18 protein-coding genes are annotated in these 19,338 nt (G+C 75.1%); 13 read left to right on the top strand and 5 right to left on the bottom strand.

Annotation, left to right across the window (positions count from 1 at the left end):
- Window position 1: 1 nt before the first annotated feature.
- From WA616_RS12170 to WA616_RS12155, 4 genes are all read left to right on the top strand, one after another.
- Window positions 2–796 (top strand): type III pantothenate kinase, encoded by a 795-nt coding sequence (locus WA616_RS12170; RefSeq protein WP_336030128.1) that lies wholly within the window; start codon window positions 2–4, stop codon window positions 794–796.
- A gap of 46 nt (window positions 797–842) precedes the next feature.
- A complete protein-coding gene (lysS, locus tag WA616_RS12165) occupies window positions 843–2,345 on the top strand; it encodes a lysine--tRNA ligase (protein ID WP_336030126.1) in 1,503 nt (500 codons plus the stop codon).
- A gap of 163 nt (window positions 2,346–2,508) precedes the next feature.
- A complete protein-coding gene (locus tag WA616_RS12160) occupies window positions 2,509–2,865 on the top strand; it encodes a histone-like nucleoid-structuring protein Lsr2 (protein ID WP_073418367.1) in 357 nt (118 codons plus the stop codon).
- A 372-nt stretch (window positions 2,866–3,237) separates the two neighbouring features.
- Window positions 3,238–5,778, top strand: a complete 2,541-nt coding sequence (locus tag WA616_RS12155; protein WP_336030124.1) for an ATP-dependent Clp protease ATP-binding subunit — start codon at window positions 3,238–3,240, stop codon at window positions 5,776–5,778.
- 179 nt (window positions 5,779–5,957) lie between these two features.
- On the opposite strand, the gene WA616_RS12150 is transcribed toward WA616_RS12155, so the two are convergent.
- Window positions 5,958–6,833 (bottom strand): A/G-specific adenine glycosylase, encoded by an 876-nt coding sequence (locus WA616_RS12150; protein ID WP_336030122.1) that lies wholly within the window; start codon window positions 6,831–6,833, stop codon window positions 5,958–5,960.
- Between the two features lie 99 nt (window positions 6,834–6,932).
- Here WA616_RS12150 and WA616_RS12145 point away from each other — a divergent pair, with 99 nt between their 5' ends.
- Window positions 6,933–7,616: a MucR family transcriptional regulator gene (locus WA616_RS12145; protein WP_336030120.1), complete on the top strand. Its 684-nt coding sequence runs from the start codon at window positions 6,933–6,935 to the stop codon at window positions 7,614–7,616.
- Here WA616_RS12145 and disA read toward each other — a convergent pair.
- The 3 genes from disA to WA616_RS12130 all read right to left on the bottom strand — a co-directional run bounded on the left by disA (window position 7,613) and on the right by WA616_RS12130 (window position 10,949).
- Window positions 7,613–8,701 (bottom strand): DNA integrity scanning diadenylate cyclase DisA, encoded by a 1,089-nt coding sequence (gene disA / locus WA616_RS12140; RefSeq protein WP_139252791.1) that lies wholly within the window; start codon window positions 8,699–8,701, stop codon window positions 7,613–7,615. The genes WA616_RS12145 and disA overlap by 4 nt on opposite strands.
- 108 nt (window positions 8,702–8,809) lie before the next feature.
- Complete coding sequence (gene radA, locus WA616_RS12135; protein WP_073418376.1) at window positions 8,810–10,180, bottom strand: DNA repair protein RadA; 1,371 nt, start codon at window positions 10,178–10,180, stop codon at window positions 8,810–8,812.
- 52 nt (window positions 10,181–10,232) lie between these two features.
- A complete protein-coding gene (locus tag WA616_RS12130) occupies window positions 10,233–10,949 on the bottom strand; it encodes a hypothetical protein (RefSeq protein ID WP_336030113.1) in 717 nt (238 codons plus the stop codon).
- A 107-nt stretch (window positions 10,950–11,056) separates the two neighbouring features.
- On the opposite strand from WA616_RS12130, the gene WA616_RS12125 reads away from it, so the two are divergent.
- From WA616_RS12125 to WA616_RS12115, 3 genes are all read left to right on the top strand, one after another.
- The gene (locus tag WA616_RS12125) at window positions 11,057–12,625 is read left to right on the top strand and encodes a cryptochrome/photolyase family protein (protein ID WP_336030110.1); all 1,569 of its coding nucleotides are present in this window, start codon (window positions 11,057–11,059) and stop codon (window positions 12,623–12,625) included.
- Window positions 12,626–12,702: 77 nt separating this feature from the next.
- Complete coding sequence (locus WA616_RS12120) at window positions 12,703–13,323, top strand: RNA polymerase sigma factor (RefSeq protein WP_336030108.1); 621 nt, start codon at window positions 12,703–12,705, stop codon at window positions 13,321–13,323.
- Entirely contained in the window at window positions 13,320–14,264 is a 945-nt protein-coding gene (locus WA616_RS12115) for a hypothetical protein (RefSeq protein ID WP_336030106.1), read from the top strand. The genes WA616_RS12120 and WA616_RS12115 overlap by 4 nt, the downstream gene beginning before the upstream one ends.
- A gap of 17 nt (window positions 14,265–14,281) precedes the next feature.
- Here the strand turns inward: WA616_RS12115 and WA616_RS12110 are convergent, their stop codons facing one another.
- The gene (locus tag WA616_RS12110; protein ID WP_336030104.1) at window positions 14,282–15,097 is read right to left on the bottom strand and encodes a UbiA family prenyltransferase; all 816 of its coding nucleotides are present in this window, start codon (window positions 15,095–15,097) and stop codon (window positions 14,282–14,284) included.
- A 160-nt stretch (window positions 15,098–15,257) separates the two neighbouring features.
- Here WA616_RS12110 and WA616_RS12105 point away from each other — a divergent pair, with 160 nt between their 5' ends.
- The 5 genes from WA616_RS12105 to rlmB are packed head-to-tail and all read left to right on the top strand — an operon-like array spanning window position 15,258 to window position 19,335.
- Window positions 15,258–15,740, top strand: a complete 483-nt coding sequence (locus WA616_RS12105; RefSeq protein ID WP_073418385.1) for a CarD family transcriptional regulator — start codon at window positions 15,258–15,260, stop codon at window positions 15,738–15,740.
- Between the two features lie 35 nt (window positions 15,741–15,775).
- Window positions 15,776–16,453, top strand: a complete 678-nt coding sequence (gene ispD / locus WA616_RS12100) for a 2-C-methyl-D-erythritol 4-phosphate cytidylyltransferase (protein ID WP_336030101.1) — start codon at window positions 15,776–15,778, stop codon at window positions 16,451–16,453.
- Window positions 16,450–16,950, top strand: coding sequence for a 2-C-methyl-D-erythritol 2,4-cyclodiphosphate synthase (gene ispF / locus WA616_RS12095; RefSeq protein ID WP_336030100.1), 501 nt, complete (start codon window positions 16,450–16,452; stop codon window positions 16,948–16,950). Before ispD ends, ispF begins: the two co-directional genes overlap by 4 nt.
- A gap of 25 nt (window positions 16,951–16,975) precedes the next feature.
- On the top strand, window positions 16,976–18,379 hold the full coding sequence (gene cysS / locus WA616_RS12090) for a cysteine--tRNA ligase (RefSeq protein WP_336030097.1): 1,404 nt from the start codon (window positions 16,976–16,978) through the stop codon (window positions 18,377–18,379).
- A complete protein-coding gene (gene rlmB / locus WA616_RS12085; protein ID WP_442901999.1) occupies window positions 18,361–19,335 on the top strand; it encodes a 23S rRNA (guanosine(2251)-2'-O)-methyltransferase RlmB in 975 nt (324 codons plus the stop codon). The genes cysS and rlmB overlap by 19 nt, the downstream gene beginning before the upstream one ends.
- Window positions 19,336–19,338: the final 3 nt, after the last annotated feature.

The following is a 19,338-nucleotide window of genomic DNA, read 5'->3' as shown; positions in this document are numbered from 1 at the left end:
CGTGCTGCTCACCGTCGACGTCGGCAACAGCCAGACCGTGCTGGCCACCTTCGACGGCGCCCGCCGGGTCGGGTGCTGGCGGGTGACGACGCACCCGCGGGCCACCTCCGACGAGATCCGGATGCTGTGGCGCGGGCTGCTGCGCGACACGGAGGTCACCGGCGTCGCCGCCTGCTCCACCGTGCCGGCACTGCTCCCGGCGCTCCGGCAGCTGCTGGACTCCCTCGAGGTGCCGGTAGTGCTCATCGGCCCCGGCGTGCGCACCGGCGTCCCGCTGCACGTGGACAACCCGCGCGAGGTCGGCGCCGACCGGGTGGTCACCGCGCTGGCCGCGCACGAGCTGTTCGGCCGCACGCCGGACGGCGGCGGCCGGCCGGTCGTGGTGGTCGACTTCGGCACCTCCACCAACGTCGACGCCGTCGGCCCCGACGGGCAGTTCCTCGGCGGCGCGCTCGCCCCCGGCGTCGAGGTGAGCCTGGAGGCGCTCGCGTCGCGGGCCGCCCAGCTGCGCTCGGTCGAGCTGACCGTGCCCCCGCAGGCGATCGGCAAGAACACCGTGGCGGCGCTGCAGTCCGGCGTCGTGCTCGGGTTCGCCGGCCTGGTCGACGGGCTGGTCGGGCGGATCGCCGCCGAGCTGGTGGCGCAGTTCGGCGCCGCGCCGGTCGTCGTCGCCACCGGGGGACTGGCGCCGCTGGTGGCCGACAGCTGCCGGACGATCGCCGAGCGGGAGCCCGACCTCACCGTGCACGGGCTGCGGCTGGCCTTCGAGCGGCAGCAGGCGGCCGGCCGCCGGTAGGAGCACGCCGGGGGTGGCGCGGCGCACGGCCGTAGGCTCGGGCGCCGTGACCGACCTGCCTCCCGGCCCCGTCGACGACGAGCTCCCCGAACAGCTCCGGGTGCGCCGGGCCAAGCTCGACCGGCTGCGCGAGACCGGCGCCGACCCCTACCCGGTCACGGTCGCCCGGACGACGTCGCTGGCCGGGGTCCGCGAGCGCTTCCCCGACCTCGAGCCGGACACCATGACCGGCGAGCGGGTGGGCGTCACCGGGCGGGTCATCTTCAGCCGCAACACCGGCAAGCTGTGCTTCGCGACGCTGCGCGAGGGCGACGCCGAGCTGCAGGTCATGCTCTCCCGCGACCGGGTCGGCACGGAGTCCCTCGACGCGTGGAAGGCCGACGTCGACCTCGGCGACCACGTCTTCGTCGAGGGCGAGGTCGGCACCTCGCGGCGCGGGGAGCTGTCGGTGTTCGCCGACTCCTGGCAGCTGGCCGCCAAGGCGCTGCGCCCGCTGCCGGTGGCGCACAAGCCGATGAGCGAGGAGCTGCGGGTCCGCCGCCGCTACGTCGACCTCATCGTCCGCGACGAGGCCCGCCGCACCGTGCGCCAGCGCGCCCAGGTGATGGCGGCGCTGCGGACCGGGCTCACCGGCCGCGGTTTCCTCGAGGTCGAGACGCCGATGCTGCAGACGGTGCACGGCGGCGCCGCGGCGCGGCCGTTCCGCACGCACATGAACGCCTTCGACCTCGACCTGTACCTGCGGATCGCCCCGGAGCTGTTCCTCAAGCGCTGCATCGTCGGCGGCCTGGAGAAGGTCTTCGAGATCAACCGCAACTTCCGCAACGAGGGCGCCGACAGCTCGCACTCGCCGGAGTTCGCGATGCTCGAGTACTACGAGGCGTGGGCCGACTACACCGACGTCGCCCGCACCACCCGAGAGCTGGTCCAGGAGTGCTGCGCCGCGCTGTTCGGCGACCACACCGCCCGCCACCACGACGGCACCGAGGTCGACCTGTCGGGGGAGTGGCCGCAGGTGCCGCTGTACTCGCTCGTCAGCGACGCCGTCGGCGAGGAGGTCACTCCGGAGACGCCGGTGGAGCACCTGCGGGCGCTCGCCGAGCGGCACGACGTCGGCGTCGACCCGGCCTGGCTGCCCGGCAAGGTGGTCGAGGAGCTGTTCGAGGCGCTGGTGCAGGACTCCCTGCAGGCACCGACGTTCGTCGTCGACTACCCGGTGGACACCTCGCCGCTCACCCGCGCCCACCGGACGACGCCGGGGCTGGCCGAGAAGTGGGACCTCTACATCGGCGGGATCGAGCGGGGCACCGGCTACTCCGAGCTCGTCGACCCGGTGGTGCAGCGCGAGCGGTTCACCCAGCAGGCGCTGCTCGCCGCCGCCGGCGACCCCGAGGCGATGGTGCTCGACGAGGACTTCCTCGAGGCGCTCGAGTACGGCATGCCGCCCACCGGTGGCGTGGGCATGGGCATCGACCGGCTGATGATGACGCTCACCGGACTCGGCATCCGCGAGACCATCCTCTTCCCTCTCGTGCGGCCCCTTTCCTGAAACACCCCGTTCTCGTTCCGCCGGAATTCATCCCCGGAAAGAGCGACAGGCCGCACCGGAATTGGTGCGGACGCGCCGTTCCGTGGTGGAATGGCCGCGCCGCCCACAATGGGCGGCGGCAATTGTCCGGCCACGGGGGCCGAGAAGGAGGAAGGCAACACGAATGGCGCGCAAGGTGCAGGTGATCCTCAGTGACGACCTCGACGAGGACGTCCCCGCCGACGAGACGGTGAGTTTCTCCCTCGACGGCACGAGCTACGAGATCGACCTCTCCGACAAGAACGCCAAGGAGATGCGCGACGCCTTCTCCCGCTACGTGCAGGCGGCCCGCAAGGTCGGCCGCGGCAGCGGCGGCCGGGCCTCCGGCGGTGGCCGTTCCCGCGCCACGGGCGGCGGTGGCCGGATGGACCGCGAGCAGGCCGGCGCCATCCGCGACTGGGCCCGCAAGAACGGTCACGACGTCAGCGACCGCGGCCGCATCCCGGCCAGCGTCGTCGAGGCGTACGAGGCCGCGCACTAGTCGGACCTCTGAGCACGCCGACGCGGTCGGCGGTCGGCCCGCGTGGCGGGGGCGCGCAGCGTCTCCTCCCGCGGGCCGACGGCTTTCGGCTCCGTGCAGGGTGACCCGGCACCTGGCCGCGGTGGAGGCCGGTAGGCCGACAGGGTGCGCCGCGCCGTCCGCTGACGGCGTAACGCTCCCGGAACACCGCTCGTCCACCATCGGTTGGACCGGGCAGCCACCTCCCGACCCCCGGTCGAGTGCCGACGGGACGGCGTGGTCCGTGACTACAGTGGAAAGACCGGTGCCCCAGCGCGCCGACGGACGTCGGGTGCTCCTCCCCATCTCCGGGGAGGACAGTGCCGGACCAGCCGGTCAGAGGAGAAGCAGCAGATGTTCGAACGGTTCACCGACCGAGCCCGTCGGGTGGTCGTCCTGGCCCAGGAAGAGGCCCGGATGCTCAACCACAACTACATCGGCACCGAGCACATCCTCCTGGGCCTGATCCACGAGGGTGAGGGTGTCGCCGCCAAGGCGCTCGAGTCCCTCGGCATCTCGCTCGAGGGGGTCCGCCAGCAGGTCGAGGAGATCATCGGCCAGGGCCAGCAGGCCCCGTCCGGTCACATCCCCTTCACCCCGCGTGCCAAGAAGGTCCTCGAGCTGTCGCTGCGCGAGGCGCTGCAGCTCGGCCACAACTACATCGGCACCGAGCACATCCTGCTCGGCCTGATCCGCGAGGGCGAGGGCGTCGCCGCGCAGGTCCTGGTCAAGCTGGGTGCCGACCTCAACCGCGTCCGCCAGCAGGTCATCCAGCTGCTGTCGGGCTACCAGGGCAAGGAGCCGGCCGCGGCCGGCGGCCCCTCCGAGGGCACCCCCTCCACGTCGCTGGTGCTCGACCAGTTCGGCCGCAACCTGACCCAGGCCGCGCGCGACTCCAAGCTCGACCCGGTCATCGGGCGCGCCAAGGAGATCGAGCGGGTCATGCAGGTCCTCTCGCGGCGGACCAAGAACAACCCCGTCCTCATCGGCGAGCCCGGCGTCGGCAAGACCGCCGTCGTCGAGGGCCTGGCCCAGGCGATCGTCAAGGGCGAGGTCCCCGAGACGCTCAAGGACAAGCAGCTCTACACGCTCGACCTCGGCGCGCTGGTCGCCGGGTCGCGCTACCGCGGTGACTTCGAGGAGCGCCTGAAGAAGGTCCTCAAGGAGATCCGCACCCGCGGCGACATCATCCTGTTCATCGACGAGATCCACACCCTCGTCGGTGCCGGTGCCGCCGAGGGCGCGATCGACGCCGCCAGCATCCTCAAGCCGATGCTGGCCCGCGGTGAGCTGCAGACGATCGGTGCCACCACGCTCGACGAGTACCGCAAGCACCTGGAGAAGGACGCCGCCCTCGAGCGCCGCTTCCAGCCCATCCAGGTCGGCGAGCCGACGCTGCAGCACACGATCGAGATCCTCAAGGGCCTGCGGGACCGCTACGAGGCCCACCACCGGATCAGCATCACCGACGGCGCCCTGGTCGCCGCCGCGACGCTGGCCGACCGCTACATCTCCGACCGCTTCCTGCCCGACAAGGCGATCGACCTGATCGACGAGGCCGGCGCCCGGATGCGGATCAAGCGGATGACCGCGCCCCCGGACCTGCGCGAGTTCGACGACCGGATCGCCGGCATCCGCCGCGAGAAGGAGTCGGCGATCGACGCGCAGGACTTCGAGAAGGCCGCGTCGCTGCGCGACAAGGAGAAGACCCTCCTGTCGGAGAAGTCCGAGCGCGAGAAGGCGTGGAAGGCCGGCGACATGGACGTCGTCGCCGAGGTCGACGACGAGCAGATCGCCGAGGTGCTGGCCAACTGGACCGGCATCCCCGTCTTCAAGCTCACCGAGGAGGAGACGACCCGTCTGCTCCGCATGGAGGACGAGCTCCACAAGCGGATCATCGGCCAGGAAGAGGCCATCAAGAGCGTCTCGCAGGCGATCCGTCGCACGCGGGCCGGGCTCAAGGACCCGCGTCGTCCGGGTGGTTCGTTCATCTTCGCCGGCCCCTCGGGTGTCGGTAAGACCGAGCTCGCCAAGGCGCTCGCGCAGTTCCTGTTCGGCGAGGACGACGCCCTCATCCAGATCGACATGGGCGAGTTCCACGACCGGTTCACCGTGTCGCGGCTCGTCGGTGCCCCTCCCGGCTACGTCGGGTACGACGAGGGTGGCCAGCTGACCGAGAAGGTGCGGCGCAAGCCGTTCTCGGTCGTCCTCTTCGACGAGATCGAGAAGGCGCACGCGGACGTGTTCAACACGCTCCTGCAGGTGCTCGAGGACGGCCGGCTCACCGACGGTCAGGGCCGGATCGTGGACTTCAAGAACACGATCCTGATCCTCACGACCAACCTCGGTACGCGGGACATCTCCAAGGCCGTGGGTCTGGGCTTCCAGGTCGGCAACGACAACCAGTCGAACTACGAGCGGATGAAGCTCAAGGTCAACGAGGAGCTCAAGCAGCACTTCCGGCCGGAGTTCCTCAACCGCATCGACGACATCGTCGTGTTCCACCAGCTCACCGAGGACGAGATCATCGAGATCGTCGACCTCATGGTGGCCCGGGTGGAGGGCCAGCTGGCCAACAAGGACATGTCGCTGGAGATCACGCAGGACGCCAAGAAGCTGCTGGCGGCCCGCGGGTTCGACCCGGTGCTGGGCGCCCGGCCGCTGCGCCGGACCATCCAGCGCGAGATCGAGGACGCGCTCTCGGAGAAGATCCTCTACGGCGAGCTGACCGCCGGTCAGATCATCGTGGTGGACGTCGAGGGCGAGGGCCCGACCGCGACGTTCACCTTCCGCGGCGAGGCCAAGCCGATCGACGTCCCCGACTCCCCGCCGGTCGCGCTGACCGTCGGCGACGACGAGGACGGCGGCGGCACCACCTCGCTCACCAAGGAGTGAGCAGCTAGCAGCACCGACGAGGGCCGTCCCCCGCACCGCGGGGGGCGGCCCTCGCCGCGTCCGGGGGATGGCCGGGATCAGGTGGCCTGATCGTGCTGCGTCCTGCCTCACCGCCGACGGTGAGCCAGGTCGCGTCGCGGTGAGCCAGGATGCGTTGCGGGGAGCGAGGACGGGCCGGCTCAGGCGGGCAGCGCGAAGCGGCCGTCGGGGGTCTGCTCGACCAGCCCGTCGGCGAGCAGCGAGTCCAGACAGCGGGCGCGCTGCGCGGCGTCGTCCCAGGCGGCGTCGAGCAGGGGCGCCGCCACGGGGCCCTCGGCGGCCCGCAGGACGTCCAGCAGCCGCCCGCGCACCTGGCGGTCGGTGCCGACGAACCGCTGCACCCGGCGGGCCGGGCCGTCGTGCGCCGGGCTGCCGGCCAGCCGCCACGCGCAGCGGTCCCGCACCGGGCAGACCGCGCAGCGCGGCGTCCGGGCCACGCACACCAGCGCCCCGAGCTCCATCGCGGCCACGGAGAACCGGCAGGCGCGCTCGCGGCCGGCCGGGGCGAGCGCCGCGACGTCGGCCAGGTCGGAGGCGCGCGCGGTGCCCGCCTCCGCCCGGCCGTGCACCAGGCGGGCCACCACCCGCCGCACGTTGGTGTCCACGACCGGCTGGGGCTGCCCGTGGCCGAAGCAGGCCACGGCGCGGGCGGTGTAGGTGCCGACGCCGGGCAGGGCCTCCAGGGCCGCCACGTCGGCCGGGACGGCGCCGCCGTGCCGCTCCACGAGCGCGACGGCGGTCTCGCGCAGCCGCAGCGCCCGCCGCGGGTAGCCGAGCTTGCCCCAGGCGCGGATGACCTCCGCGGGGGAGGCGGCGGCCAGGTCGGCGGGCGTGGGCCAGCGGGCCATCCAGTCGGCCCACACCGGCGCCACGCGCGCCACCGGCGTCTGCTGGAGCATGACCTCGCTGACCAGCACCGCCCACGGGTCGACGCCCGGCTGCCGCCAGGGCAGGTCGCGGGCGGCGGTGTCGTACCAGTCGACCAGGGCGTCCCCGAGTCCGGCGGTGCTGCTCACGGGGGTCCAGTGTGCCCCGCGGTGGTCGGCGGACCGCCCGGCGCCGGCGGCGGCGTGCCCTGTGCCGGGCGGTCGCGGCGGCGCACTACCGTCGGCCCCGTGCTGCACCCGGTCGGACCCCTGCCGGCCGCCGTCTACTGGCGGCGGCGGCTGCTGGTGCTGACCCTCCTGCTGGCCGTCCTCGGGGGCGGTGGCTGGCTGCTGGTGTCGCTGGTGACCGGCTCGGGCACCTCCGCCGCCGCCGGCGGCTCTCCGACGACCCCGGAGCCCGACGCCGGGCCCCCCGCCCTGGACCGGGTGGTCCCGTCGCTGGCCGGCGTGCAGACCCCCACCCCCGCGCCGAGCACGACGCCGCCCGCGCCGCAGACGCCGGCGCCCCCGGCGCAGGAGGCCGGTGCGGCGTGCGCCGACGGCTCGATCGCGCTGGAGGTGCGCACCCCCGGTGAGGCGCCCTCCGGTGCCGCCGTGTCCCTGGAGCTCGTGGTCACCAACACCGCCGCCGTGCCGTGCACGCGGGCGCTGGACGCCCAGCTGCAGGAGATGGTGCTGGTCGACGGCGCCGGCGCCCGGCTGTGGGGGAGCAACGACTGCCAGCCCGCCAGCAGCAGCGACACCCGCACGCTGCAGCCCGGCGAGCAGGTGGTGTTCCCGCTGACCTGGACCGGCCTGACGAGCGAGCCGGCCTGCGCCGCCCCGCGGGTGCCGGTGGCGCCGGGGGACTACGTGGTGCGGGCGCGGCTGGACGCCAAGACCAGCCCGGACGCGCCGCTGCGGATCCGTTAGCTGTAGCGGTCGAGGATCGAGGTCTCGGCCAGCCGGGACAGGCCCTCGCGGATGCCGCGGGCCCGCGCCTCGCCGACGCCCTCGACGGCGAGCAGGTCCTCGATGGTGGCCGCGAGCAGCTTCTGCAGCCCGCCGAAGTGCTCCACCAGCCGGTCGATGATCGCCGCCGGCAGCCGCGGCACGCGCGCCAGCAGGCGGTAGCCGCGGGGGCTGACGGGGGAGTCGAGCGCGTCGGCCGAGGTGGGCAGGCCGTAGCAGCGGGACACCGCCGAGAGGTCGAGCAGCTCGGTGGCCGAGAGCGTCCGCAGGTCGGCGAGGACGTCCTCGATGGTGCGCGGCCGCCGGGCGGCGCCGCCGGGCAGGTAGTCGCGCACGAGCAGCGCGCGGTCCTCCTCGACGCCGGCGAGCATCTCGTCGAGCTGCAGGGCCAGCAGCCGGCCGTCGGTGCCGAGCTCGACGACGAAGCCCTCGATCTCGTCGGCGATCCGGCGGACCATCTCCAGCCGCTGGCTGACGCTCATGGCGTCGCGGACGGTGACCAGGTCCTCGATCTCCAGCGCCGACAGCGTGCTGGCGACCTCGTCGAGGCGCAGCTTGTAGCGCTCCAGCGCCGCGAGGGCCTGGTTGGCGCGGGCGAGGATCGTCGTCGGGTGCTCGAGCGTATAGCGCCGGCCGGCCACGTAGACGCTGATGATGTGCATGGACTGGCTGACCGAGATCACCGGGAAGCCGGTCTGCACCGCGACCCGCTCGGCGGTGCGGTGCCGGGTGCCCGACTCCTCGGTGGGGACCGTCGGGTCGGGCATGAGGTGCACGCCGGCGCGGACGATGCGCAGCCCGTCGGAGGACAGGATCACCGCGCCGTCCATCTTGGCCAGCTCGCGCAGCCGGGTGGCCGAGAGGGCGACGTCGAGGGCGAACCCGCCGGTGCAGATGGACTCCACGACCCGGTCGTAGCCGAGCACGATCAGCGCGCCGGTGCGGCCGGCCAGGATGCGCTCGAGGCCGTCCCGCAGCGCCGTCCCCGGTGCGATGCGGCCGAGGAGTTCGCGGAGGGCGACCTCGGAGTCCACAGCGGGCGGCACGGGCGCTCCTGACGTCGACGCGGTTCGGCGGCCGAGTCTACGTGGCACGCGTCGCGGCCGGTCGGGAGCGGGGTGCGGGGACGGGACCGCCCCGGTCCGGCTCGGCGGTCACCCGGGGAACAGGTTGTGCAGGGCCGCGCCGAGGTCGGGCACCTCCATGAGCCGCAGGCCCTTGGGCGCCGGGCCGGCGTCGGGCGGCACGAGCGCCAGCCGGTAGCCCTGCCGCGCGGCCTCCGCCAGCCGCCGTCCGGTGCCGCCGACCCGCCGGATCTCGCCCGACAGCCCGACCTCGCCCAGGGCGATCAGGCCCTCGGGGAGCGGGGTGTCCCGGGACGCGGACGCGATGGCCAGCGCCAGGGCCAGGTCGGCCGCCGGCTCGGCGATCTTCACCCCGCCGACGGAGGCGGCGAACACGTCGGCGTCGGCCAGCCGGACCCCGCCGCGCCGCTCGACGACGGCGTTGACCATCGCCACGCGCTGCGAGTCCAGCCCGCTGACCGCGCGCCGGGGCGAGCCGCCGCCGGTGTTCTGCGCGACGAGGGCCTGCACCTCGGCCAGCAGCGGCCGGCTGCCCTCCATGGTCACCGTGACGCAACTGCCGGGCACCGACGCGGTGCGCCGCGACACGAACAGGTGCGACGGGTCGGGCACCCCGACCACGCCGCCGTCGCCGATCTCGAAGCAGCCGATCTCGTCGGCCGGGCCGAACCGGTTCTTCGTGGCCCGCACCAGGCGCAGCGTGGAGTGCCGCTCGCCGTCGAAGGAGACGACGACGTCGACCAGGTGCTCCAGCGCCCGCGGGCCGGCGATCGCGCCGTCCTTGGTGACGTGGCCGACCAGGATCGTGGTCATCCCGCGGGACTTGGCCACGGCGGTGAGCGCGGTGGCCACCGAGCGGACCTGGGTGGCGCCGCCGTCGGTGCCGTCGACCGCGGAGGAGCGGACGGTCTGCACGCTGTCGAGCACAAGCAGCGAGGGGGCCACCTGCTCGACGTGCGCGAGCACCGCCGACAGCTCCGTCTCGGCGGCCAGGTACAGCCGGTCGTGCAGGGCGCCGATCCGCTCGGCGCGCAGCCGCACCTGCGCGGCGGACTCCTCACCGGAGACCACCAGCGTGGGCCCGTTGGACTCCGCCACCCGGTGGGCGACCTCGAGCAGCAGCGTGGACTTGCCGACGCCGGGCTCGCCCGCGACCAGCACCACGGCACCGGGCACCAGGCCGCCGCCGAGCACGCGGTCGAACTCCGCGATGCCGGTGGCCACCGCGCGGGCGCCGTCGAGCTGGACCTGGGCGATCGGCCGGGCCGGCGCGGTGACCGGGCCCGCGGCGACCGCCCGCAGCGCGGGCGCCGCCGGGCCGACCTCCTGGAGGGTGCCCCAGGCCTGGCACTCCGGGCACTTGCCCATCCACTTCGCCGACGAGAAACCGCACTCGGTGCAGCGGTGGGCGGGACGGGCGGACTTCACTCCGGAGGGCACGCCGCCACGCTAGGTGGCGGTACCGACAGTCCCGGGGAGGACGCGGCAGGCCTCACTCGGCCTGCGTGTCCTCCTCGTTCTCCGGGTTCTCGCCCTCGCCGCCGCCCTCGCCCTCGTGGAAGTCGAACGGCTCGCCGCGCTCGACGACCTCGTCCGGCTCGGCCACCAGCGCCTGCACCTGGACCTCGCCGGCCTGCTCGAAGGTCAGCGTCAAGGTCAGGTACTGACCGGTGGTGAGGGGCTCCTCGAGGTCGAGCAGCGTGATGGTCGAGTCGCCGCCGCGGCCGATGTAGAGCGAGGTGTCGGCGGGGATCTCCAGCGCCACCCGGGAGCTGGCGGTGGGCGCCGAGCCCGTGGGCGCGGCCGGGGCCGACGGCACGGCGCCCGGGGTGGCGCCGGTGGTGCCCGGCGTCGGGGTGGCGGTCGGCTGGTCGCCCGCGGGGGAGGACGGCGACGGCGTCGGCCCGGTGGCGGCCACGCGCAGGCCGGAGAAGCCCTCGCCCTCGATGCCGGTGAGCGTGTCGGCCTCGTTGGAGGCGTTGACGATCGTCATCACCAGCGTGGCGTCGTCACCCTCCTCGTAGGCGCCGCCCTCGGGGTAGCCGAGCTGGACCTGCCGCAGCAGGATGTCCTCGACCTGCGCCTGGGGGCCCACCTTGTCGCGGTCCTGGGTCCCGGTCTGCGAGACCTGCCCGGCGCTGCAGGCGCCGAGGGCGACCGGGGCGGCCACGAGGGCACCCAGAACGGCGGCGCGCTTCGCGCGGTTCACAGCGGTCGACCTCCAGCGGGAACACGTGCCGGCCACCGGAGAGTCGATGGCCCGAGTCGCGCCGAGCCTAACGGTCCACCCACCATGTCCGCCGGGAGGTGAGGCGGATGGAGCGCCCAGCGACGGGCGGACCGGGTCCCGAGCAGCACGACCCCGCACTCGCCGACTTCCCCGAGCGGTCGCCGGCCACGCGGCGCTGGCTGTTCGCCGACCAGCTCGGCCCGCACTTCCTCGACCGGCCCGACCAGCCGGTCCTGCTGATCGAGTCGAAGGCGGTCTTCGCCCGCCGCCGGTTCCACCGGCAGAAGGCGCACCTGGTGCTCTCCGCGCTGCGCCACCGCGCCGCCGAGCTCGGCGACCAGGCCGACCTGCACCAGGTCACCACCTACGCCGAGGCCCTCGACCGCTACGACGAGCCGCTGAGCGTCTGCGCGCCCACGACCTGGAGCAGCCGCGACTACGTGCTGCAGCGGCCCGGCCTCGAGGTGCTCGCCGCGCGCGGCTTCGTCAGCTCCCAGGGCGAGTTCGCCCGCTGGGCCGAGGGCCGGGGACGGCGCCGGCTGCTCATGGAGGACTTCTACCGCGACGCCCGCCGGCGTCTCGGCGTCCTCATGGACGGCGCCGAGCCGCTCGGCGGGCAGTGGAACCGCGACCACGAGAACCGCGAGCCCGCCCCGCGCGACGGCCGCTCGCCGGCGCCCGAGCCGTGGTGGCCGGCCGAGGACGAGATCGACGAGCAGGTGCGCGCCGACCTCGACCGGTGGGAGGCGGAGGGCTCGGTGTCCTTCGTCGGCGACGACGGCCCGCGGCGCTTCCCGGTCACCCGGGAGGAGGCGCTGACCCGGCTGGCCGACTTCCTCACCGCGCGGCTGGGCGTCTTCGGCCCGCACGAGGACGCGATGCTCGCCGACGAGCGCTGGATGGCCCACTCACTGCTGTCCCCGGCCATCAACCTCGGCCTGCTCGACCCGCTGGAGGTCGTGCACGCCGCCGAGGACACCGCCCGCGCCCGTGCCGCCGACGGCGAGCCGCTGCCGCTGAACTCCGTCGAGGGGTTCATCCGGCAGCTCATGGGGTGGCGTGACTACATCTGGCACACCTACTGGCACTTCGGCCGCCACTACCGGCACGCCAACGCGCTGCGGGCGCTGGAGCCGGTGCCGGACTGGATGGCCGAGCTCGACGACACCGCCGTCGACGCCGCGTGCCTGTCCGGCGTCCTGGGCGACCTGCGCCGCGACGGCTGGGTGCACCACATTCCGCGGCTGATGGTGCTCGGCAACTACGCCCTGCAGCGCGGCATCGACCCGCGCGAGATGACCGACTGGTTCCACCGCACGTTCGTCGACGGCTACGACTGGGTGATGGTGGCCAACATCGTCGGCATGAGCCAGCACGCCGACGGCGGGATGCTCGCCACCAAGCCCTACGCGGCCGGCGGCGCCTACATCGACCGGATGAGCGACTACTGCGGCCGCTGCCCCTACGACCCGCGGCGGCGGCTGGGCGAGGACGCCTGCCCCTACACGGCGGGCTACTGGGCGTTCCTCGAGCGCAACCGCGAGCGGCTGGCCGGCAACCAGCGGATGCGCCGTCCGCTGCAGGGGCTGGACCGGCTCAAGGACCTGCCGCTCGTCGTCGAGCAGGAGACCGCGCGGGGCACCACCGCCCCCTGACCGGGTGACGGACGGTCCAGTTCCGTCCTCCGCCTGCCGATGTCGTCCCCGCACGGGGGACGGCGACGGAGGTGCGGATGGCGGTGGGCCCGGCGTTCGACGACGTCCTCGCGGCCGCGCGCGCGGGGGCGGCCTGGGCGTTCGAGGTGCTCTACCGGGACCTGTCCCCGGTGGTCACCGGCTACCTGCGCCTGCACGGCGCGCCCGACCCGGACGACACGGCGAGCGAGACCTTCCTCGCCGTCTTCCGCGGCCTGCCCGGCTTCACCGGCGACGAGGCGGCCCTGCGGTCGTGGGTGTTCACCATCGCCCACCGCCGGCTGGTCGACGAGCACCGGCGGCGCAGCCGCCGCCCGGTGGTCACCGACGACGGCGCGGACGCGCTGGCCGCGCTCCCCGGCGGGGACGTGGAGGACGACGTGCTGGCCCGGCTCGGGACCGAGACCGTGCACCGCCTGTGCGCGGGGCTCCCGGCCGACCAGCGGTCGGTGCTGCTCCTGCGGGTGCTCGCCGACCTGACCGTCGAGCAGGTGGCCGCGGTGATGGGCCGCTCGGTGGGCTCGGTGAAGGCGCTGCAGCGGCGCGGCCTGCGCCGGCTGCAGGAGGAGCTGGCCCCGGCCCGGGTCACCCCGGCGGGGGAGACGACGGCGCCCCGCGCACCCCTGCGGGCCCGTCCGGCGATGACGGGGGCGAGATGACCACGCCAGCCGACGACCGCGCCGCGGAGGCAGCCCTCGAGGCCTGCCTCACCGGCCGTCCCGTGCCCGAGGGCGCACGGTCCCTGGCCGCGTTCACCGACGCGGTCCGGGCCTGCGCCACCGAGCCGGGCCGGCCGAACGCGGCCCTGGCCGAGCTGCTGGCGACCGGTCTGCTCACCGACCAGTCGGAACCGTCCACGCGGACGACCGGGCGCCCCGCCCGGGCCTCACGGAAGAGACCCCGCATGCTGCTCACCACGCTCACCGCCAAGCTCGCCGCCGCCGGCATCGCCGCCAAGTGCGCGGCCGCGACCGGCGTCGTCGCCCTCGCCCTCACCGCGGGCGCCACCGCCGGCGCGCTGCCCGGCCAGGACGCCGGCCTGTTCGCCACCGCCTCGGAGGAGTCCGCTGAGGTCACCGAGACGCCCGAGGTGACCCCGGAGCCCACCCCCGAGGTGACTCCCGAGCCGACCCCGGAGGTGACTCCGGAACCCACTCCCGAGGTGACCCCGGAGCCGACCCCGGAGGTGACTCCCGAGCCGACCCCGGAGCCGACCCCCGAGGTCACCGAGCCGGTCACCGAGCCCGAGGTCAGCGAGACCGAGTGGCTCGCCGGCCCGCGCGACGGCCAGACCTTCGGCGCCTGGGTCAGCGAGGGCTCGCACCTGGGCTACGCGACCGGCAGCCGGGTGAGCGACATGGCCCACCAGCGCAACGCCGCCCGCCAGGCCGCCCGCGAGGCCGCCCGCGCCACCACGCCCGCCCCGGCGCCCGCGCCCGCCCCGGCCCCCGCGCCGGTGCAGGACGCCCCGACCGTGACCACCCAGGAGGCCGCCCCGGCCCCCGCGGCCCCGGCCGGGACCGGCCACGGCAACGGGAACGGCAACGGGAACGGCAACGGCAACTCCGGCGGTAACGGCAACGGGAACGGCCGGAAGTGACCCCCGCGGGGCCGCGCTCAGGTGAGCGCGGCCCCGCCGAGCACCAGCAGCACCACGTCGAGGACGGTCAGCAGCAGCACCGCCGGGAACGCCAGCCGGCGGAAGCGCGGCGTGCCGGCCAGCGCCGCCACGACGACGGCGGGCAGCGCCAGCACCAGCCCCGCCCAGCCCCACCACTCCGGCGGGCCGGCCGGCCCGAGGACCAGCACCAGCGACGCCCCGCCCAGCAGCAGCGCGCCCACCACCGCCGAGCGCCGTGCGCCGAGCCGGTGCGGCAGCCCGCGGACCCCCGTGGCGAGGTCGTCGGCGATGTCGGGGGCCACGTTCGCCAGGTGCGCGGCCGCGCCGAGCGCCGCGCCGGCCGCCGGCAGCCACCACGGCGCGACCGGGGAGCCCGGCGCCGCGGCCACGACGCCCGCCGGCAGCGCGCCGAAGCCGGTCACGTAGGGCACCCCGGACAGCACCGTCCGCTTCAGACCCGCGTTGTAGGCCCATCCGCTGGCCACGAGCACGAGCAGCAGCGCGCCGGGCACGGGTCCGAGCAGCAGCGACAGGACCACGGCCACCGCGGCGGCCGCGAGGGCCGCCCCGCGCAGCACGGCGGGGTCGACGGCACCCTGCACGACCGGCTTGTCGGCCCGCGCGACGGCGCGGTCGCGGTCGGCGTCGAGCCAGTCGTTGCTCCACCCGATGGACGCCTGACCTGCGAGGACGGCCAGCCCCACGAGGACCACGCGCCCTGCAGGCAGCGCCGCGGCGACCGCGAGCAGCGTCGCGACGACGGTGACGGCGGCCGCCGGAGGGGCGTGCGTGGCGAGGACGAGGGCGCGCACGGAGGTGCCCCGGACGGGCCGCGCACGCACACCGACCACGCCCTGTCAACCCCTTCCCGGGAGTTCATCAGGCCTCTGACCTGCGCTTATCCGCCGTCGGGCCATTCCGGGCGTCAGTGTGCCGTGCTAACCTGTAACCAGCGAAAGGGGTCACACACACATGGGCTTCACTGTCGGCGAGACCGTCGTCTACCCGCACCACGGTGCCGCGCTCATCGAGGCGATCGAGACGCGGGTGATCAAGGGTGAAGAGAAGGCCTACCTCGTGCTGAAGGTCGCCCAGGGCGACCTGACCGTGCGCGTGCCGGCCGACAACGCAGAGATCGTCGGCGTCCGCGACGTCGTCGGTCAGGACGGGCTCAACCGCGTGTTCGAGGTCCTGCGGGCCCCGCACACCGAGGAGCCGACCAACTGGTCCCGCCGCTACAAGGCCAACCTCGAGAAGCTGGCCTCCGGTGACGTGAACAAGGTGGCCGAGGTCGTCCGCGACCTGTGGCGCCGCGACAAGGACCGTGGCCTCTCCGCCGGGGAGAAGCGCATGCTGTCCAAGGCCCGCCAGATCCTGGTGAGCGAGCTCGCCCTCGCCGAGGGCACCAACGAGGACAAGGCCGAGGTCCTCCTCGACGAGGTCCTCGCCAGCTGAGCTCCGCCGCACCTCTGCTCCACCAGACCACTCCCGTGTCCGCGGTCGGCATCGTCGCCGCGGCCGGGAGTGGTCTGCGTCTGGGGGCCGACCGCCCCAAGGCGCTCGTGCCGCTCGGCGGCCGGCCGCTGGTCGCCTGGGCGGTGGCCACGCTCCTCGACGGCGGCGTCGACGAGGTGGTCGTCGCCGTCCCCGCCGCCGACCACGACGCGTTCGCGGCGGTGCTGCCGGACGGGGTCCGCCTCGTCGAGGGCGGCGCCACCCGCACCGCCTCGGTCCGCGCCGCCCTCGCCCGGGTCCCCGACGACGCGACGGCCGTCCTCGTGCACGACGCCGCCCGGCCGCTGACCCCGCCCGACGTCGTCACCCGGGTGCTCGACGCGCTACGCGCCGGCGCCCTCGCCGTGGTCCCCGTGCTCCCGGTCGTCGACACCACCGTGGTGGTCGACGCCGCAGGCACCGTCACCGCCGCCCCCGAGCGGGCCGCCTTGCGCCGCGTGCAGACGCCGCAGGGCTTCTCGCGCCTGGTGCTGGAGGAGGCCTACGGCGAGCTGCCCGACGGCGTCGAGCTCACCGACGACGCCGCCGTCGTCCGGGCCGTCGGTGTCCCCGTGGGTACCGTGGCCGGCGACGAGCGGGCCGCCAAGGTCACCGTGGCCCACGACCTCGCGCTGGCCGAGCTGCAGGTCGCCGGCATCCCGGGGCTGTCGTGACCGAGCTGCCCCGCGTCGGCCTCGGCGTCGACGTGCACCCCGTCGAGCCCGGCAGGCGCTGCTGGCTGGCCGGCCTCGAGTGGCCCGGCGTGGACGGCTGCGCCGGGCACTCCGACGGCGACGTCGCCGCGCACGCCCTCACCGACGCGGTGCTCTCCGCGGCCGGGCTCGGCGACATCGGCGGCCTGCTCGGCACCGACGACCCGCGCTGGGCCGGGGCCCGCGGCGCCGCCGTCCTCGAGCACGTGCGCGAGACCCTCGCCGCGGCGGGCTGGCAGGTCGGCAACGCCGCCGTCCAGCTGGTCGCGCCGACGCCGAAGCTCGGCCCGCGCCGCGCGGAGGCCGAGGCGGTGCTGTCGGCGGCGCTGGGGGCGCCGGTCAGCGTCACGGCCACCACCACCGACGGGCTCGGGCTGGTCGGTCGCGGGGAGGGGCGGGCCGCCCTCGCGACGGCGCTGGTCGTCCGGATCGGGTCCGTGGACTCCGCGCCCCGCTGACGCAGCGCTCCGTAGACTCCGCGCAGTGAGCCTCCGCCTGTACGACACGGCCGCCCGCGCGGTCCGCGACTTCACGCCCCTGCGTGCCGGCCAGGCCTCCATGTACGTCTGCGGGCTCACCGTCCAGGGCCCGCCGCACGTCGGGCACGTGCGCGCCGCCCTCGTCTTCGACGTCCTGCGCAGCTGGCTCGAGCACGGCTCCGGCCTCGACGTCACGCTGGTCCGCAACGTCACCGACATCGACGACAAGATCCTCACCAAGGCCGCCGAGCACGGCGTCGAGTGGTGGGCCTGGGCCTACGAGAACGAGCTCGCGTGCACCCGCGCCTACGACGTCCTCGGGGTGCGGCCGCCCACCTACGAACCCCGCGCCACCGGCCACGTGCCGGACATGGTCGGGCTCATCGAGCGGCTGATCGAGCGCGGGCACGCCTACGCCGTCGACGGCGACGTCTACTTCGACGTCCGCTCGTTCCCGGAGTACGGCGCGCTGACCCGGCAGCGGCTCGCCGACCTCGAACCCGCCGGCGACACCGACACCGACGACCGCAAGCGCGACCCGCGCGACTTCGCGCTGTGGAAGGCGCACAAGCCCGGCGAGCCGGAGACCGCGGCGTGGCCGACGCCCTGGGGCCGCGGCCGCCCCGGCTGGCACCTGGAGTGCTCGGCCATGGCCGGGCGCTACCTGGGCCCGGACTTCGACGTCCACGGGGGCGGGCTCGACCTGCGCTTCCCGCACCACGAGAACGAGCAGGCCCAGTCCCGCGCGGCCGGCGACGGCTTCGCCCGCTACTGGATGCACAACGGCTGGGTCACCCTCGGCGGCGAGAAGATGAGCAAGTCGCTCGGCAACACCGCGCTCGTCGACGAGGTCGTGCAGCGCGTCCGCCCGGTCGAGCTGCGCTACTACCTGGTCGCCCCGCACTACCGGTCGACGATCGAGTTCACCGACGCCGCGCTGGCCGAGGCCGGCGCCGCCTACCGCCGCATCGAGTCGTTCGTGCAGCGCGCCGCCGAGCAGGTCGGCGGCGATGTCGGGACCTCGCTGCCCGGGGCGTTCCGCGCCGCGATGGACGACGACCTGGGCACGCCGGCCGCCGTCGCCGTCGTCCACGAGACCGTGCGGCAGGGCAACACCGCCCTCGCCGACGGCGACGACGCCGCGACGCGCGCCGCCCTCGGCGCGGTCCGGGGGATGCTGGACGTGCTGGGGCTGGACCCGCTGCACCCCCGCTGGGCCGCGTCCGGCGGCGACGACCGGCTGGCCGGCGTCACCGACGGGCTGGTCCGGCTGGCGCTGGAGCAGCGGCAGGCCGCCCGCGCCCGCAAGGACTACGCGGCGGCCGACGCGCTGCGCGACCAGCTCACCGCCCTCGGCCTGCAGGTCGAGGACACCCCGCAGGGACCCCGATGGGAGCTGACCCGCTGATGGCCGGCAACAGCCAGCGCCGCGGCCGCACGAGCGGTGCCGGCAAGAAGACCGCCACCGCGGGCACCGGTGGCAAGAACCGCCGGTCGCTCGCCGGCCGCGGGGCGACCCCACCGGCCGAGCAGCGCACCGGCCACCCGGCGCAGCGCCGGGCGCAGGCCGACGCCCGCCGCCGCGCCGAGCGCGACCGCAGCCGCCAGCGCGCCGAGGAGGCGCCGGAGCTGCTGCTCGGGCGCAACCCGGTCGTGGAGGCGCTGCGGGCGGAGATCCCGGCGACCGCGCTCTACGTCGTCACGGGGGAGTCGACCCGCACCGACGAGCGGATCACCGAGGCGGTGCAGCTGGCCGGCGACCGCGGCCTGCCGCTGCTCGAGGTGGGCAAGGCCGAGTTCGACCGGATGTCCAACGGCGCGCTGCACCAGGGCATCGGGCTGCAGGTGCCGCCGTACTCCTACGCGCACCCCGACGACCTGCTCGACCTCGCCCGCGACTCCGGCCGCCCGCCGCTCGTCGTCGCCATGGACGGCATCACCGACCCGCGCAACCTGGGCGCCGTCGTGCGCTCGGCGGCCGCGTTCGCCGCGCACGGCGTCGTCGTGCCGCAGCGCCGCTCGGTGGGCATGACCGCCTCCGCCTGGCGCACCAGCGCCGGCGCGGCCGCCCGGCTGCCGGTGGCGCGCGCGGTCAACCTCGCCCGCGCGCTGGCCTCCTACCAGGACGCCGGCCTGCAGACCGTCGGTCTCGCCGGCGACGGCGACACGGACCTGCGCGACTACGACGGCCTCGCCGACCCGGTCGCGCTCGTGGTGGGCGCCGAGGGCACCGGGCTGTCGCGGCTGGTCCGCGAGCGCTGCGACGTCGTCCTGCGCATCCCGATCGCCCGCGACACCGAGTCGCTCAACGTGAGCGTCGCGGCCGGCATCGCGCTGTACGCGGCGGCGCAGGCGCGGCGGTAGGGC

The organism is Geodermatophilus sp. FMUSA9-8, assembly GCF_037034165.1.
Classification (GTDB): Bacteria; Actinomycetota; Actinomycetes; order Mycobacteriales; family Geodermatophilaceae; genus Geodermatophilus; species Geodermatophilus nigrescens.
Note: the sequence above shows the minus strand (reverse complement) of the source record. Positions and strands in the feature narration are given on the sequence as shown.